The organism is Streptomyces sp. DT224, assembly GCF_049844595.1.
GTDB lineage: Bacteria > Actinomycetota > Actinomycetes > Streptomycetales > Streptomycetaceae > Streptomyces.
This window is the reverse complement of record NZ_JBNCLI010000019.1, coordinates 26333-40508: the sequence shown is the minus strand read 5'-3', so window position 1 is coordinate 40508 and position 14176 is coordinate 26333. Positions and strand designations below refer to the sequence as shown.

Here is a 14176-nt window from a genome sequence, read left to right as displayed (position 1 = left end):
GGGGGGGGCGGCGGCGGGCCCCGCCCCCCCCCCCCCCCCCCCCTTCCCCCTTGTGCAGCCGCTAAGCACCGTCCGGCGGCGGCTGCGGCGCCCCCGGGAGGCTGATCACCGCCTCCGTGCCGCCACCCCGGGCGGGCGCGAGGGCGATGTCGCCGCCCGACTGCTGGACCGTACGGGCCACGATCGACAGGCCCAGGCCCGAGCCCGGGAGCTGGCGGGCGGACGGGGAGCGCCAGAAGCGTTCGAAGACGTGCGGGAGTTCGTCGGCGGGGATGCCGGGGCCGTGGTCGCGCACCGTGAGCCGGCCCCGGTGCAGCACCACGTCGACCGTGCCGCGCGACGGGCTGAACTTCACCGCGTTGTCCAGGACGTTGACGATCGCCCGCTCAAGGGCCGCCGGCTCGGCGCGTACGTACCAGGGGGCCAGGTCCTCCGTGATCGTCAGCTCGGGACCGCGCAGCCGGGCGCGGCGGAGGGCGGCGCGCGTGATGTCGTGCAGGGCCACCACCTGGAGCGGGCCCGGCTGGGCGGCGTCCGGGCGGGCCAGCTCCTGGAGGTCGCCGATGAGCGCGGCCAGCTCCGTCATCTGCGCCTTGACCGAGGACATCAGGGCCCTGCGGTCGTCCGGCGGGATGGCCCGGCCGGTCTCGTCGCTGCGGGCCAGCAGCTCCACGTTGGTCCGGAGCGAGGTGAGCGGGGTGCGCAGCTCGTGGCCCGCGTCCGCGATGAGCTGGGCCTGCCGGTCGCGGGAGGTCGCCAGGGACGCGGTCATCGAGTTGAACGACCGGGACAGGCGCGCGATCTCGTCCTCGCCCTCGACGGGGATGCGGACGGTGAGGTCCTCGGTCCGGGCCACGTGCTCGACGGCCTCGGTGAGTTCGTCGACGGGGCGCAGGCCGGAACGGGCGACCCAGAGGCCGGCGGCGCCGGCGCCCACCACGCCGATGCCGGAGACGAGGAGGAGGACCCAGGCCAGGGTGGAGAGCGGCTTGGTGATCTCGCTCAGGGGGCGGGCGATGGAGACGCCGAGATCGATCTCGGCGCGCGGCTGGCCCGGCCCGCGGGACACCGTCACGGTCACCGGGTAGGTGAAGACCCGCATGTCCACCCCGTCGGCGTCGGTCTCGGAATGAAGCGCACCGCTCTGCTCGCCACGGACGACCGCGAGGTCGGCCCCGGTCACCGGCAGCGCGGACGCGTCCGGGGCGGTGCAGGCGGTCCCCTGGGCGTCGATGAGCTGGACGGTCATGGCCGTGTAGGGCTGGGGCGGCAACTTGCTGGCGCTGGTGCAGTAGCCGTACAGCTCGGCCAGGTAGTCCTTGTCGACCTTGGCGGACCGCAACGTCTCGTCCCGCTGGTTCCCCAGCTGCTCCCGCGCCACGAACCAGCAGGCCACCGCCACCGCCGCCACCGCCACCGCCACCGCCGTGGCGACCAGCAGCGCCAGCCGGGAGCGCAGCGGCAGCGCGCGGACGCGTCGCAGCGGACCCGTCACCCCTCGCTCCCGCCCGCGCGCAGCGCGTACCCCACGCCGCGCACGGTGTGGACGAGGCGCGGTTCGCCGCCGGCCTCCGTCTTGCGGCGGAGGTACATCACGTACACGTCCAGGGAGTTGGAGCTCGGCTCGAAGTCGAAGCCCCACACCGCCTTCAGGATCTGTTCGCGGGTCAGCACCTGGCGCGGGTGGGCGAGGAACATCTCCAGGAGGGTGAATTCCGTACGGGTCAGCTCCACGCGCCGGGTGCCGCGCATGACCTCCCGGGTCGACAGGTCCATGCGCAGATCGGCGAAGGACAGCACGTCGTCGTCGGGGACGGGACCGCCCGAGGCCGTCGCGTACGAGCTGCGGCGCAGCAGGGCGCGGATGCGGGCGAACAGTTCGTCCAGCTCGAACGGTTTGACCAGGTAGTCGTCGGCGCCCGCGTCGAGTCCGGTGACGCGGTCGCCGACGGTGTCCCGGGCCGTGAGCATCAGGATGGGCGTGGTGGCGCCCGTGGAGCGGATGCGGCGGGCGGCGGTCAGGCCGTCCATGCGGGGCATCTGGATGTCCAGGACGATGAGGTCGGGGGCGTACGACTCCGCCTTGGCGAGGGCGTCGAGGCCGTCGACGGCGACCTCGGTGTCGTATCCCTCGAAGGCGAGGCTGCGTTGCAGGGCCTCGCGCACGGCGGGCTCGTCGTCGACGATCAGGATGCGCTGCGGATCGTCTTCGGCGGGGCTCATCGCTGTCTCGTCCTCTTCTCGGTCGTACGGGCCGGAGCGCGGGGCGGTCCCAGTTTCTCAGCCCCGTACGGTCAGGAGCCGTTCCCGGCCCGCAGGGTGTCGAGGTCGGCCTTCAGGGTGTTCACCGGGATGGCGAAGCCGAGCCCCACGCTGCCCGCGGCGGAGCTGCCCTGGCCGGCCGCGGAACTTGCCGAGTACATCGCCGAGTTGATGCCGATGATCTCGCCGTTCATGTTGATCAGCGCACCGCCGGAGTTGCCCGGGTTGAGCGAGGCGTCGGTCTGGATGGCCTTGTACGTGGTGGTGGACTCGCCGGTGTCGCCGTTGAACTGCTGTCCGCCGAACTCGAAGGGCCACTGCCGCCCGCCGCCCTGCTGCTCCTGGCCCTGGCTCTGGCCGTTGTCGCCCTCCTTGGCGACCGTGACGTCGCGGTCGAGGGCGGAGACGATGCCGCTGGTGACGGTGCCGGTCAGGCCCTCGGGGGAGCCGATCGCGACGACCTGGTCGCCGACGGCGACCTGGGAGGAGTCGCCGAGCGTGGCCGTCTTCAGACCGCTCGCGCCCTGCAGCTTGATCAGCGCGAGGTCCTTGTCGGGGTCGGTGCCGACGACGTCGGCGGTGTACGTCCTGCCGGTGCTGAGGGTGACCTTGATCTGCGAGGCGTCCGCGATGACGTGGTTGTTGGTGACGATCTCGCCGTCCGAGGTGATGACCACGCCCGAGCCGGTGGACTGGCCGGCCGTCGAGGTCGCGCCGATCTCCACGATGGTGGGGGAGAGCGCCTTCGCCACGCCGGCCACCGTGCCCTTGTCGCTCTGCGAGACGGTGGTGCCCGGCACGACACCGCTCCCGGCGGCCGTGGGGGCGGGGGAGTCGGTGAGCCTGCCGAGCACCGTCGCGGTGCCGCCGCCGACGATGGCCGCCGCGAGGGCCACCGCGGCGACGAGCGCGACCGGCTTGCGGACCCGGCGCCGGGCGGCGGGCGGCTCGGCGGGGGCGGGGCCGAACGGGCCCGTCGGGGCCGGGGAGGCCGGGGGGACCGGCTGGTATGACGGCGGCGGCGGGTAGGCCGCTTCGCCGTTGCCGTACGAGGGGTACATCGGGTACTCGCCGCTCGGGCGCTGGCTCTCTGTCATGCCTTTGAGAGTGTCCGGCCAAGATGAGAGGAGTGTGAGTACGCCCTGAGAAGCCCGGCAGAACCGCGTATGCCCGATATAAAGCCCAGGGCTCAGGCGGACGCCGGCGGTTCTCCGCAGCCGCACGAGCGGCGCACCACCAGCGCCGAGGGGAACTGCTTCAGCCGCTCCCGCCGCGACCCCGACACCCGCAGCGAGTCGTCGAGGACCAGGTCCACCGCCGCCCGCGCCATCGCCGGGCGGTCCGAGGAGACCGTGGTGAGCGGCGGATCGGTCAGACCGGCTTCCTTGACGTCGTCGAACCCGGCGACGGCCAGCTCGCCCGGCACGTCGATGCGCAGCTCGCGGGCGGCCCGCAGCACACCGATCGCCTGGTCGTCCGTCGCGCAGAAGATGGCCGGCGGCCTGTCCGGTCCCGAGAGCAGCTCCAGGGCCACCTGGTAGGCGTCGTAGCGGTTGTACGGGGCCTGGAAGAGCCGGCCCTCCGTCGAGCGGCCCGACTCGTGCATCGCGCGCCGCCACCCCTCGACGTGGTCGGCGACCGGGTCGCCGACCGCCGGGGTCTCCTCCGTACCGCCGAGGCAGGCCACGTACGCGTTGCCGTGTTCCAGGAGGTGGCGGGTGGCGAGCTGGGCGCCGCCGACGTCGTCCGTGACGACCGCGACGTCGTCGATGGCCTCCGGCCGCTCGTGCAGCAGCACGACCCGGGCGTCCCACGCCTCTATCTCCGCCGCCGCGCGCTCACTGGGGCCCTGGCTGACCAGGATGAGACCGGAGACCCGCATGCCGAGGAAGGCCCGCAGGTAGTGGACCTCGCGCTCGTCGCGGTAGTCGGAGTTGCCGACGAGGACCATCTTCCCGCGTTCGGCGGCGGCCTGTTCGACCGCGTGCGCCATCTCCGCGAAGAACGGCTGCCGGGCGTCCGGCACGATCATCCCTATGAGATCGGTCCGCCGCGAGGCCATCGCCTGGGCGACCCGGTCGGGCCGGTAGCCCAGCTCCTTGATCGCGGCGAGCACCCGCTCGCGCGTGGCCGGGGCGACCGGCCGGGGTCCGTTGTTGATGACGTAACTGACCACCGCGGTCGACGTCCCCGCCAGTCTCGCCACATCGTCCCGCGTCACCTTGGCCACGCGCGGCAGTCTACGCGGATGGAACTACCTCTTGGCAGGCCGGACCGGGGCTTCTTCCGTGACCTCGGCAACGCGTGACTGCTCCGAACGGGCGACACCGCGCTTGGCCGCCTTGGCCTCCTCGGCCGCCCGCTCGACCTTCTCGGGGGCGACGAAGCGGTAGCCCACGTTCCGCACGGTCCCGATCAGCGACTCGTGCTCGGGGCCGAGCTTGGCGCGCAGCCGCCGTACGTGCACGTCCACCGTCCGCGTACCGCCGAAGTAGTCGTAGCCCCAGACCTCCTGGAGCAGCTGCGCGCGGGTGAAGACCCGGCCCGGGTGCTGCGCCAGGTATTTCAGCAGTTCGAATTCCTTGAACGTGAGGTCGAGGACCCGGCCCTTGAGCTTCGCGCTGTACGTCGCCTCGTCCACCGAGAGATCACCGTTGCGGATCTCCATCGGGGAGTCGTCCGCGGTGATCTGCTGCCGTCCGGTCGCGAGCCGGAGCCGCGCCTCGACCTCGGCGGGGCCCGCGGTGTCCAGCAGCACGTCGTCGATGCCCCAGTCGGCGGTGACGGCCGCGAGGCCGCCCTCCGTGACGACGAGGATCAGCGGACAGCCGGGCCCGGTGGACCGCAGCAGCTGGCAGAGGGAGCGGACCTGGGGGAGGTCGCGGCGCCCGTCCACGAGGATGACGTCGGCCCCCGGGGTGTCCACGAGTGCGGGGCCCTCGGCGGGTGCGACGCGCACGCTGTGCAGCAGGAGGCCGAGGGCGGGAAGCACCTCCGTCGACGGCTGGAGGGCATTGGTCAGGAGCAGCAGAGAGCTCATCGCCGTCCACCTGCCCGGTTCGTCGGTCCTTGATGGTGCACGGTCGGCTCGCCCATGACGTTCGGTCCTCCTCGTTCCCTGCGAGAGGGGCACTCCCGGACGGGGGCCCGGGGGAGTATGCGGCTCTGCTTCGTACGGTTCCGCTGAGCTTGTCGAAACGTCGTCGTAACAACGTCCGGAAAGCACAAAAGGACCCGGGGGCTGCTTTGCCCGGATCCTCTTCACAGGAGAATAACCCACATGAGTTCTGTGTCCGAGGGGAGAATTCCGGATTCCGCTGTTCGTCCGGTCACGCGCGTACCGCTGCGGGCCGCGTTGCGGGCGGATGACGGGATCTGGATCGAGGCGGTGTACGACCCGTGTACGGGGGATGACGGCGGGGAAACGGCGATCGTCGTCGCGCACGGATTCACCGGTTCGGTGGACCGCCCGGCGGTGCGGCGGGCGGTGCGCACGTTCTCCCGGTACGCGCCGGTGGTGACGTTCTCCTTCCGGGGTCACGGCAGGTCCGGCGGGTTCTCCACGGTCGGCGACCGCGAGGTGCTGGACCTGGCGGCGGCGGTCGCCTGGGCGCGCTCGCTGGGCCACCGGCGGGTGGTGACCGTCGGCTTCTCGATGGGCGGCTCGGTGGTGCTGCGGCACGGGGCGCTGTACGCCTCCCCGGCGGCTGACGACGGGGTCGGCGGCGCGTACGGCAGCGTTCCGGCGCACGGGGGGCGCGCAGGAGCGCGTACGGGGGCACATACGGACGCGGTGGTGTCCGTGAGCGCCCCCGCGCGCTGGTACTACCGGGGTACGGCTCCGATGCGCCGCCTGCACTGGATGGTGACCCGGCCCGCCGGACGGCTCGTCGGGCGCTACGGCTTCCGCACGCGCATCCACCGCGAGGCGTGGGACCCGGTCCCGCTCTCCCCGGTCGGGGCCGCGGCACTGATCGCCCCGGCCCCCCTGCTGATCGTGCACGGCGACCGGGACCCGTACTTCCCGCTCGACCACCCCCGCATGCTCGCCGCCGCCGCGGGCGACGCGGCCGAGCTGTGGCTGGAGCGCGGCATGGGGCACGCGGAGAACGCGGCCGACGAGACCTTGCTCACCCGCATCGCCGACTGGGTGGTGCAACGGTGAACCATGATGGGGGGCCGGTGTCCCCCGAACCGGCACCGGAGGAACGGAACGAAAGGAGCGCCGCCATGCCTGCGGGAACGATCCGCTACTGGGCAGCCGCCAAGGCCGCGGCCGGGACCGCGGAGGAGCCGTACGCCGCCGCGACCCTCAAGGAGGCGCTCGACGCGGTGCGCGAGCGGCACCCCGGCGAGCTGAGCCGCGTACTGCGAAGGTGCTCGTTCCTCATCGACGGCGACCCCGTCGGGACCCGGAGCCATGAGACCGTACGCCTTGCCGAGGGCGGCACGGTCGAGGTGCTCCCGCCGTTCGCAGGAGGGTGAACCCCAGCACATGAGCAACGATCAGCAGCACCCGTACCATCCGGGCGGCCAGGGCCCGGAGCACCAGCAGCCGCCGTACGGGTACGGGCAGCACCAGCAGCAGGACGCGTACGGGCAGCACCAGCAGCAGGACGCGTACGGGCAGGACCCGCAGCAGTACGGGTACGGGCAGGACCCGCAGCAGGCGTACGGCTATCCGCAGCCGGGACACCCGCAGCAGGGCTATCCGCAGCAGGGCTACCCGGACGCCTCGGCCGGGCAGCCCGACCAGGGCGCCGCCCAGACCTGGCAGGGGCAGACCTGGGACACCCAGTACCAGCCGACCGTGCAGCGCACGGACGAGCCCGCGCCGCAGGGGGAGTACGCCGCGCCCGCCGCCTCCGGCTCCTACCCGCTGCCGCCCGAGGTCCACGCCGAGCCCGCGCCGCCCGCGCCGCCCGCGCCCGCGCCCTCCCCGGGCCCCGCCGTCGCCGACGGGTACAGCGCGCCCACCACCCTGGGCAACGCCCGGATCACCGACGCGCAGCGCGCCCGGGCCGAAGGGCGTTCCCCGATCATCGCGCCGGGAATCCAGCCGGCCGCGATCACCGCGGTGCTCGGGCTGCTGCTGGCGCTCGGCGCGGCCATCGGCTCGTACGCCCTTCTCGTCCCGCTGGTGCTGCTCCAGGCGGTGACGGCGGCGGGCTGGTTCCGGCTCAACGGCATGTGGCCGGCCCGGCAGGGCATCGCGCTGGCGTTCGCCGGCGGGCTGGTCGCCGACGTGGCGCTCCTCGCGGCCGGCCGGGAGCACGGTCCGGCCGCGATCATCGGCACGCTGGGCGTCTGGGTGCTGCTCACCGTGGTCCTCCAGCTCCGCAGCCGGGCCGGTGCGGACGAGCGGATGCAGGGCCTCATGGCCACCGTCGCGTCGGCCGCGCTCGCGGTGCTGGCGGCCGGCCACCTCGCGGCCGTCCCGGACGCCGTGACGGTGGGCGCGGTCGCGGTCGCCGCCGCCGTGCTCGTCCGGGCGCTGCCGTTGCCCGCGCCGGTGTCCGTCGTGGCCGCGCTGGCCGTCGCGGCGGGGGCGGGGGCGGTGGCGGGCGCCGCTACGGACCTGGGCGCGAAGGGTGCCGTGCTGGGCCTCGCCGCCGGGCTCTGCGCGCTGGTCGGGCTGCGGGTCGCGAGCTATGACTACCCGTCACGCTTCGTGCACATGACGGCGGGCGTCGCCCTGCCGCTGACCGCGGCCGCGCCGGCCGTCTACGTGCTGGGCCGCGTGCTGGCGTAGTCCCGTACCGCTCGAATCCGTACCGCTCCATCCGCATGGCGAAGCCCTCCACGGGGAACCGTTGGGGGGCTTTCGCACGTCGATCACGCCGTACGGGCGGCAGGGTGTGGGGGGAAGGACAGGCATGCGTGCACTGCGGATATGGGTCATCGCCCTGGTGATCCTGGCGGCGTTGTTCGTGGCCGTGGACCGGGTGGCGGTGAACATCGCCGAGTCGCAGGCGGAGGACCGGGTGAAGGTCCCGGGTGCGGAGATCGGCTCCACCGACGTCTCCGTCAAGGGCTTCCCGTTCCTCACCCAGGTCGCCGGCTCGGAGCTGGACGAGGTCGACGTGCGGCTCACCGGCATCGAGACCCATGCCGCAGGCCGCACACTGCGGATCTCCACCATGAACGCCGAACTGCGCGACGTGCGGCTGACCGACGGCTTCTCCGGCGCCACCGCCGCCCACGCCACCGGGACCGCCGTCATCTCGTACGAGGACCTGACCGAGGCCGCCAGCGACGGCGTCAAGGTCGAGTACGGCGGCAAGGGCAAGGTGAAGGTCACCGGGACGGTCACCGTCCCCCTCCTGGGGCGCCCGATCTCGCGCAGCGTCCTGTCCACCGTCACCCTGGTCGACGGCCACACCGTCCGCGTCCACGCGGACAAGGTGCCGGGCGAGGGCATCCCCGGCCTGGAGAAGCTGGTCCGCGAGAAGACCGACTTCGAGCGCGAGGTCGGCGGGCTGCCGAACGGCCTGAAGCTGGAGAAGATCCAGCCCACCGCCGACGGCCTGGAGATCTCGGTGACCGGCACCGAGGTGCGCCTGGCGGGATGACCGGGCCCCCGGACGGCAGGGAGGGGTGACCCGGCCACATAGTGAGACGGGCGGGTCCGGTCCGCAGATGGCCGGTCGCTCCGGCGCCGCGCGCGGCGGCGCCGGGCCCCTGCCGCAGGGGCTCTCGTCCCGTATCGCGGACGATCCCGTCTCAAAATGCGACACGGCGGTGACATGTCCGGGCGTACGTCCCTACGATCGGTCCCATGCAGTGCTCTCTTGGCGGTCTCCCTCAGGGTGGCCAGGCGGATCTCACGAAGCGGCGGGCAGTGGACCTGTGCCGCGTCGCCGCCATGCTCTGTCGCACTGTCTGAGCGGGACGCCCGGTTTCCCGCATTCCCAGGCCCTTCGACCGCACGTCGGGGCCATCCCGCATGCCGCCCGTGGACACGGGCCGGCCCGCGCCCCGCACATCCGCATCACGCACGACCCGTGCACCATCTCGCCGCAGACTGCCCCGGAGGAGAAACACAATGAGCCGCAGTGACGTCCTGGTAGACGCCGACTGGGTCGAGGCCCACATCGACGACCCGCAGGTCGCCATCGTCGAGGTCGACGAGGACACCTCCGCGTACGAGAAGAACCACATCAAGAACGCGATCCGGATCGACTGGACGAAGGACCTCCAGGACCCGGTCCGCCGCGACTTCATCGACCAGGCCGGTTTCGAGGCGCTGCTGTCCGCGAAGGGCATCGCCAACGACACCACGGTCGTCCTCTACGGCGGCAACAACAACTGGTTCGCGTCCTACGCGTTCTGGTACTTCAAGCTCTACGGCCACCAGGACGTCCGCCTGCTCGACGGCGGCCGCAAGAAGTGGGAGCTCGACTCCCGCGACCTCGTGGACGGCGACCAGGTCCCGTCCCGCCCGGCCACGCACTACAAGGCCCAGCCGCAGGACGAGTCGATCCGCGCCTACCGCGACGACGTCGTGAAGGCCATCGGCACCCAGAACCTGGTCGACGTGCGGTCGCCCGACGAGTTCAGCGGCAAGCTGCTCGCCCCGGCCCACCTCCCGCAGGAGCAGTCGCAGCGCCCCGGCCACGTGCCGAGCGCCCGCAACATCCCGTGGTCGAAGAACGCCAACGACGACGGCACCTTCAAGTCGGACGACGAGCTGCGCGCCCTCTACGAGGCCGAGCAGGTCGACCTGTCGAAGGACACCATCGCCTACTGCCGGATCGGCGAGCGCTCCGCGCTCACCTGGTTCGTGCTGCACCAGCTGCTCGGCCAGGAGAACGTCAAGAACTACGACGGTTCGTGGACCGAGTACGGCTCCCTCGTCGGCGTGCCGATCGAGCTCGGCGCCAACAAGTAACCCGTACGACCTGGACCAGCACGATCCCCGACCCGAAGGACTGAACCATGTGTGGAGCAAAGGCCGGCGGCCCCGACGCTTCGACCATCAAGCCCGGTGAGACCACCATCCAGGGCAGCGTGACCCGCGACGGCGAGCCCGTCACCGGCTACGTCCGCCTGCTGGACTCGACCGGCGAGTTCACCGCCGAGGTCCCGACCTCGGCGACCGGCCAGTTCCGCTTCTACGCGGCCGAGGGCACCTGGACCGTCCGCGCCCTCGTCCCCGGCGGCACCGCCGACCGCACGGTCGTGGCGCAGACCGGTGGCCTGGCCGAGGTGGCCATCGCCGTCTAGGACGACGACCACCGGCGCAGCCGATGACCGGCCGAAGGGCCGTACCCCAGGGGGTTTGGACGCTTGCCTGGCGCGGGTACGGCCCTTCGTGCTGCCCGCGCCGGGAGCGGGTTTCCTCCGGACCGGCCGAGCGGGCCGATCGGGCCTACGCTGGACTCATGTACCGCCGACGCCGGCGCGCCTACTTCGTACTGATGGGCGTATGCCTCGTCCTCTTCGTCTCGGCCTGGGCCTTCGTGAGGCTCTGGTCGATGCCCGCCGCCATCGCGATGTGTGTGGTCGCGATGGTGATCCCGCCCGTCGCGGCGATGGTCGGCAACCGCAAGGGGCCGGAGGACCGCTGGTGGGACGAGCCCGGCGGGCAACAGCGACAGCAGCCCCCGCCCGGTGATGCCCGGCCGGGCAAGGGCGGCGGCGCCACCGGCGATCCGGAGTCGGACGCGTGGTGGGACGAGCTGGACGGCAGGAAACGGCGCGGCTGAGGCGCCCTTCGGCGCCGGTCGGCAAGGCTGTTCAGTAGACGAGCGCCTGAACCCCGTCGGCCATGATCTCGCTGACGAAGACCTGCGCCCCGGCGATCCGCACGCCCTCCAGGACGTCCTCCTCGGTGATGTCGCGCCGGGCCGCGCACTGCGTGCACAGCGTGATGGTGCCGCCCGCCTGGATCGACTCGATCAGGTCCGGCAGCGGTGCGGCGTGCGGCAGTTCGAACTCGGCGGCGCGGCCCGGCAGGGCGAACCACGCCGATTCCCCGGTCAGCCAGAGCGAAACCTCCACTCCGCTGGCGACGGCCACCGCCGCCACCGTGAACGCCTGAGAGCACCGCTCGGCGGAGTCGGCACCTGCGGTCACCTTGATCACGAGCTTCTTCGGCATATACGGAACTGTAATCCTCGGCCGTACAACCCCACTCCGAATCTGTGGGTCAGTTGTGTGCGCGGATAACGGAATCCGCGCTTCAAGGTCTCGTGGGGGGACCCATTTTGCATCCGAATGACAACGTTTCCGACGGGCAGCCCGAGCTGCCCGTCGAGGCGGCCGAGGCAGGGGAGCATCCGGAGGCGGCGGAGCCCGCCGTAGCCGTGAAGCGGCGCCCGCGCGGGCGTACGGCCCTGATCATCGCCGCCGCGGCCGTCCTCGGCATCGCCGGCGGCATCGCGACCGGTTACGGCGTCCAGGCCGGCCGGGCCCCGACGCCCCTGGCCGCGCTCTCGCAGCCGGGGCTGGCGTACCCGGCGAAGGCCCTGCCCGCCGGCGAGGTGCCCGACCCGCTGCCGGCCTCGCAGGACCGCCGGGTCCGCACCGACGGCGACCTGCGCAAGCTGATCGTGCCCCGGCCGAAGGGCTGGCAGGAGGACAAGCGCCTGGCCGCCCTCACCCAGAACGGGTGGCTGGGGGTGGAGAACTACGCCCTGGACTTCGAGAGCGAGGACTACATGTTCAGCGACCTCCTCGACCAGGGCATCCGCCGGGTCGCGGGGGCCGCCTGGAAGAAGGGCGAGTTCCGCTCGGGCACCGTCTGCCTGGTGCAGTTCCGCTCCGGCGCAGCCGCCGCCGCGCACGCGGAGGACCAGCGTTCGTACATGCCCAAGGAGCGGAGCGCCGGCAACGACGGCACCGCGATCAAGGGCAGCACCGAGGGCCGCTACTACCTCTTCCCGGCCCGGCACGAGGCCGGGTACCTGCCCTTCTACCAGGCCAGGGCGATCTTCAGCCGGGGTGACGTCATGGTCGACATCCACATCTACGACAGCGCACCGATCAGCAAGAGGGACATCCGGACGCTGGCCGAGCGACAGCTGGAGCGCCTGTGAGCGACGAGAACACACCCCTGCCCGCCGGGCCCGCGGACGCGGCCCCCGCCCCCGCCCCGGAGCCCGCCCCCGCCCCGGAGCCCGCCGCATCCCCGGAGTCGGCCACCGCCCCGGAGCCGGCTCCCGTACGGAAGGGCCGGGCGCGCCGGGTGGTCCTCGCGGCCCTCCCCGTCGTGCTGGTGCTCGCCGCGGTCGGCGGCGCGGCCGCGTACACGAAGGCCACCGTCGACGGCGCGGACCGCACGGTCCCGACCCGGCTGTGGCAGCAGCCCGCCCATGAACCGGCCCAGGACCCCGCCGGGGACCTGGCGCGGGGCAGGGCCTCCACCGAGCTGAGCAAGCTGCTGCTGCCCGTCCCGGCCGGCTACCGGCTCGGCCCGGACTCCGGCAGGTACGGAAACGACACCGAACTCAGCGGTGCCGCGGCCACCGCCGAGATGAAGGACGGCGGGCGCGGCCTGTCGGGCCGGCAGCGTCGGGAGTTCGAGAAGCGGATCGACAAGCTCCGCATTCAGGGCCTGGCCGTCCGCACCTACGCCTCGTACGAGAACGACCTGGTCATCGACACCCAGCTGGTGCGGATGAAGGACAAGAAGGCCGTCCGGAACCTCTACACCTTCCGGTCGGAACTCTTCGACAGCATCAGCGTCCTGCGCCACGGGCCCAAGATCGCCGGCCACCGGAAGAACGCCTCCTGCTTCCTCGACCCCAAGGACGACGAGCGACGGATCGAGGGGATGTTCTGCATGGCGTACGAGGGCGAGGTGATGGTCACCTTCTCGGCGTCGGGCATCGATCCGTTCCGCAAGTCGGCCGTCGCCGAACTGGTGAAGGACCAGCTGAACCACATCACGTCCCCGGGGGAGTACGTATGACCGAGCAGACGGCCGCGCCCGCGACCGAGCCGGAGCCCGAGGCGGCGGCGCCCGCCCCGCCCCCGGTGCTGCCGCCCATGCCGCTGGTGCTGCCGGCCCCTGTGCCGCAGGCGCCCCGCCCTCCGCGCCGGGTGCTGCGGGCCGTGGCGCGGTGGACCGCCGCCGTGCTGGTGTTCGGCGCCGCCGGGGCGGGTACGGCGTACGGCATCACCTCCATGGAGCGCACCGACGTACCCGGTCTCGCCACCGAGGACGACGGGCGCTGGGACTATCCGGCGCTCGCCCTTCCCGCGCTGCCGGCGGACAGACCGCGCCCCTACAGCGACGGCAACCCGTCCGAGATCCACTACGCGGACCTGCGCGAGCTGCTGCTGCCCGCCCCGGCCGGGGCCACGGTGGACAAGAAGCTCAAGGGCGGCTGGGTCAGCACCGAGCAGTTCGCCTCCGAGTTCGCCGAGGGCGGGCGGGCCGGTATCGGCGACACCCTGCGCGAGGGCACCCTGCGGCACATCGCGGCGCGCGGCTGGACCATGCCCGACGGCACGTCGAACCGGATCTACCTGCTCCAGTTCAGCTCGGCGGACGATGCCGACGCGTACCGCGACGACCGTTTCATCGGGGCGTCGGCCGGGGACGAGATGCGCGGCGCGAGCGAGATGGAGCTCGACGAGAGCTGGAACGGCGGCCAGAAGGTGGACTCCACGGCCTCGTACGTCTTCAGCGAGCCGAAGCCCTACGGCTCCGCGCAGGTGCGGGCGGGCTACGTCATCGCGGGGGACACCCTCGCCCTGGTCGTCCAGTCCCGCAAGGGCGGCGCCGGAACGCCACGCGTACCGTTCCACCAGACGCTGATCCTCCAGAACCAGCTCCTGGGCTGACCCGCCCCGGACGCCCCGGAACGGCAGGGCCGGGCCCCACCCATTAGGCTGGGGCCCGGTCCTGTACTGCCCTGTACTGCCGCCAAACCCGCTCGTTCGAGGAGCCACCGTGCTTGAGGCA

At 72.6% G+C, this 14176-nt stretch carries 17 protein-coding genes; 11 read left to right on the top strand and 6 right to left on the bottom strand.

The annotated features are described in order from the left end of the window. Nucleotides 1-61: 61 nt before the first annotated feature. From ACLQ2N_RS34525 to ACLQ2N_RS34505, 5 genes are all read right to left on the bottom strand, one after another. The gene (locus ACLQ2N_RS34525) at nt 62-1495 is read right to left on the bottom strand and encodes a sensor histidine kinase (protein ID WP_425819482.1); all 1434 of its coding nucleotides are present in this window, start codon (nt 1493-1495) and stop codon (nt 62-64) included. Continuing rightward, the gene (locus tag ACLQ2N_RS34520) at nt 1492-2223 is read right to left on the bottom strand and encodes a response regulator transcription factor (RefSeq protein ID WP_425819480.1); all 732 of its coding nucleotides are present in this window, start codon (nt 2221-2223) and stop codon (nt 1492-1494) included. Before ACLQ2N_RS34520 ends, ACLQ2N_RS34525 begins: the two co-directional genes overlap by 4 nt. Nucleotides 2224-2294: 71 nt before the next feature. Next, complete coding sequence (locus ACLQ2N_RS34515; protein WP_425819478.1) at nt 2295-3359, bottom strand: S1C family serine protease; 1065 nt, start codon at nt 3357-3359, stop codon at nt 2295-2297. Nucleotides 3360-3451: 92 nt separating this feature from the next. Further along, nucleotides 3452-4492 (bottom strand): LacI family DNA-binding transcriptional regulator, encoded by a 1041-nt coding sequence (locus ACLQ2N_RS34510; RefSeq protein WP_425819476.1) that lies wholly within the window; start codon nt 4490-4492, stop codon nt 3452-3454. A 24-nt stretch (nt 4493-4516) separates the two neighbouring features. After that, nucleotides 4517-5302, bottom strand: coding sequence for a response regulator transcription factor (locus tag ACLQ2N_RS34505; protein ID WP_383305671.1), 786 nt, complete (start codon nt 5300-5302; stop codon nt 4517-4519). Nucleotides 5303-5542: 240 nt separating this feature from the next. Between ACLQ2N_RS34505 and ACLQ2N_RS34500 the strand changes: the two genes are divergently transcribed. The 8 genes from ACLQ2N_RS34500 (at nt 5543) to ACLQ2N_RS34465 (ending at nt 10970) form a co-directional block, all read left to right on the top strand. Next, on the top strand, nt 5543-6427 hold the full coding sequence (locus tag ACLQ2N_RS34500; protein WP_425819474.1) for an alpha/beta fold hydrolase: 885 nt from the start codon (nt 5543-5545) through the stop codon (nt 6425-6427). A 65-nt stretch (nt 6428-6492) separates the two neighbouring features. After that, on the top strand, nt 6493-6747 hold the full coding sequence (locus ACLQ2N_RS34495) for a MoaD/ThiS family protein (RefSeq protein WP_143621062.1): 255 nt from the start codon (nt 6493-6495) through the stop codon (nt 6745-6747). A gap of 10 nt (nt 6748-6757) precedes the next feature. Then, complete coding sequence (locus ACLQ2N_RS34490) at nt 6758-8014, top strand: hypothetical protein (RefSeq protein ID WP_425819471.1); 1257 nt, start codon at nt 6758-6760, stop codon at nt 8012-8014. Between the two features lie 124 nt (nt 8015-8138). Beyond that, the gene (locus ACLQ2N_RS34485) at nt 8139-8834 is read left to right on the top strand and encodes a DUF2993 domain-containing protein (RefSeq protein WP_425819469.1); all 696 of its coding nucleotides are present in this window, start codon (nt 8139-8141) and stop codon (nt 8832-8834) included. A 206-nt stretch (nt 8835-9040) separates the two neighbouring features. Next, a complete protein-coding gene (locus ACLQ2N_RS34480; protein WP_425819467.1) occupies nt 9041-9148 on the top strand; it encodes a putative leader peptide in 108 nt (35 codons plus the stop codon). 159 nt (nt 9149-9307) lie between these two features. Beyond that, nucleotides 9308-10153, top strand: a complete 846-nt coding sequence (locus ACLQ2N_RS34475) for a sulfurtransferase (protein WP_425819465.1) — start codon at nt 9308-9310, stop codon at nt 10151-10153. A gap of 47 nt (nt 10154-10200) precedes the next feature. Then, nucleotides 10201-10488 carry a DUF1416 domain-containing protein gene (locus ACLQ2N_RS34470; RefSeq protein WP_018101653.1) on the top strand — a complete coding sequence of 96 codons (288 nt, stop codon included), beginning with the start codon at nt 10201-10203 and terminating at the stop codon, nt 10486-10488. A 158-nt stretch (nt 10489-10646) separates the two neighbouring features. Further along, on the top strand, nt 10647-10970 hold the full coding sequence (locus tag ACLQ2N_RS34465; RefSeq protein WP_425819463.1) for a DUF3099 domain-containing protein: 324 nt from the start codon (nt 10647-10649) through the stop codon (nt 10968-10970). 31 nt (nt 10971-11001) lie between these two features. Here ACLQ2N_RS34465 and ACLQ2N_RS34460 read toward each other — a convergent pair whose 3' ends face one another. Next, complete coding sequence (locus tag ACLQ2N_RS34460; protein WP_425819461.1) at nt 11002-11364, bottom strand: DsrE family protein; 363 nt, start codon at nt 11362-11364, stop codon at nt 11002-11004. A gap of 107 nt (nt 11365-11471) precedes the next feature. Here ACLQ2N_RS34460 and ACLQ2N_RS34455 point away from each other — a divergent pair, with 107 nt between their 5' ends. Genes ACLQ2N_RS34455 through ACLQ2N_RS34445 form a run of 3 tightly spaced genes read left to right on the top strand, consistent with a single transcriptional unit; the run spans nt 11472 to nt 14055 of the window. After that, complete coding sequence (locus ACLQ2N_RS34455) at nt 11472-12302, top strand: hypothetical protein (protein ID WP_425819459.1); 831 nt, start codon at nt 11472-11474, stop codon at nt 12300-12302. Continuing rightward, the gene (locus tag ACLQ2N_RS34450) at nt 12299-13177 is read left to right on the top strand and encodes a hypothetical protein (RefSeq protein WP_425819457.1); all 879 of its coding nucleotides are present in this window, start codon (nt 12299-12301) and stop codon (nt 13175-13177) included. Before ACLQ2N_RS34455 ends, ACLQ2N_RS34450 begins: the two co-directional genes overlap by 4 nt. Next, nucleotides 13174-14055, top strand: coding sequence for a hypothetical protein (locus ACLQ2N_RS34445; RefSeq protein WP_425819455.1), 882 nt, complete (start codon nt 13174-13176; stop codon nt 14053-14055). Before ACLQ2N_RS34450 ends, ACLQ2N_RS34445 begins: the two co-directional genes overlap by 4 nt. Nucleotides 14056-14176: the final 121 nt, after the last annotated feature.

Coding starts and splice junctions, on each gene's coding strand:
- ACLQ2N_RS34520 (WP_425819480.1), bottom strand. CDS start 2,223: ATGAGCCCCGCCGAAGACGATCCGCAGCGCATCCTGATCGTCGACGAC.
- ACLQ2N_RS34515 (WP_425819478.1), bottom strand. CDS start 3,359: ATGACAGAGAGCCAGCGCCCGAGCGGCGAGTACCCGATGTACCCCTCG.
- ACLQ2N_RS34505 (WP_383305671.1), bottom strand. CDS start 5,302: ATGAGCTCTCTGCTGCTCCTGACCAATGCCCTCCAGCCGTCGACGGAG.
- ACLQ2N_RS34500 (WP_425819474.1), top strand. CDS start 5,543: ATGAGTTCTGTGTCCGAGGGGAGAATTCCGGATTCCGCTGTTCGTCCG.
- ACLQ2N_RS34495 (WP_143621062.1), top strand. CDS start 6,493: ATGCCTGCGGGAACGATCCGCTACTGGGCAGCCGCCAAGGCCGCGGCC.
- ACLQ2N_RS34490 (WP_425819471.1), top strand. CDS start 6,758: ATGAGCAACGATCAGCAGCACCCGTACCATCCGGGCGGCCAGGGCCCG.
- ACLQ2N_RS34485 (WP_425819469.1), top strand. CDS start 8,139: ATGCGTGCACTGCGGATATGGGTCATCGCCCTGGTGATCCTGGCGGCG.
- ACLQ2N_RS34480 (WP_425819467.1), top strand. CDS start 9,041: ATGCAGTGCTCTCTTGGCGGTCTCCCTCAGGGTGGCCAGGCGGATCTC.
- ACLQ2N_RS34475 (WP_425819465.1), top strand. CDS start 9,308: ATGAGCCGCAGTGACGTCCTGGTAGACGCCGACTGGGTCGAGGCCCAC.
- ACLQ2N_RS34470 (WP_018101653.1), top strand. CDS start 10,201: ATGTGTGGAGCAAAGGCCGGCGGCCCCGACGCTTCGACCATCAAGCCC.
- ACLQ2N_RS34465 (WP_425819463.1), top strand. CDS start 10,647: ATGTACCGCCGACGCCGGCGCGCCTACTTCGTACTGATGGGCGTATGC.
- ACLQ2N_RS34460 (WP_425819461.1), bottom strand. CDS start 11,364: ATGCCGAAGAAGCTCGTGATCAAGGTGACCGCAGGTGCCGACTCCGCC.
- ACLQ2N_RS34445 (WP_425819455.1), top strand. CDS start 13,174: ATGACCGAGCAGACGGCCGCGCCCGCGACCGAGCCGGAGCCCGAGGCG.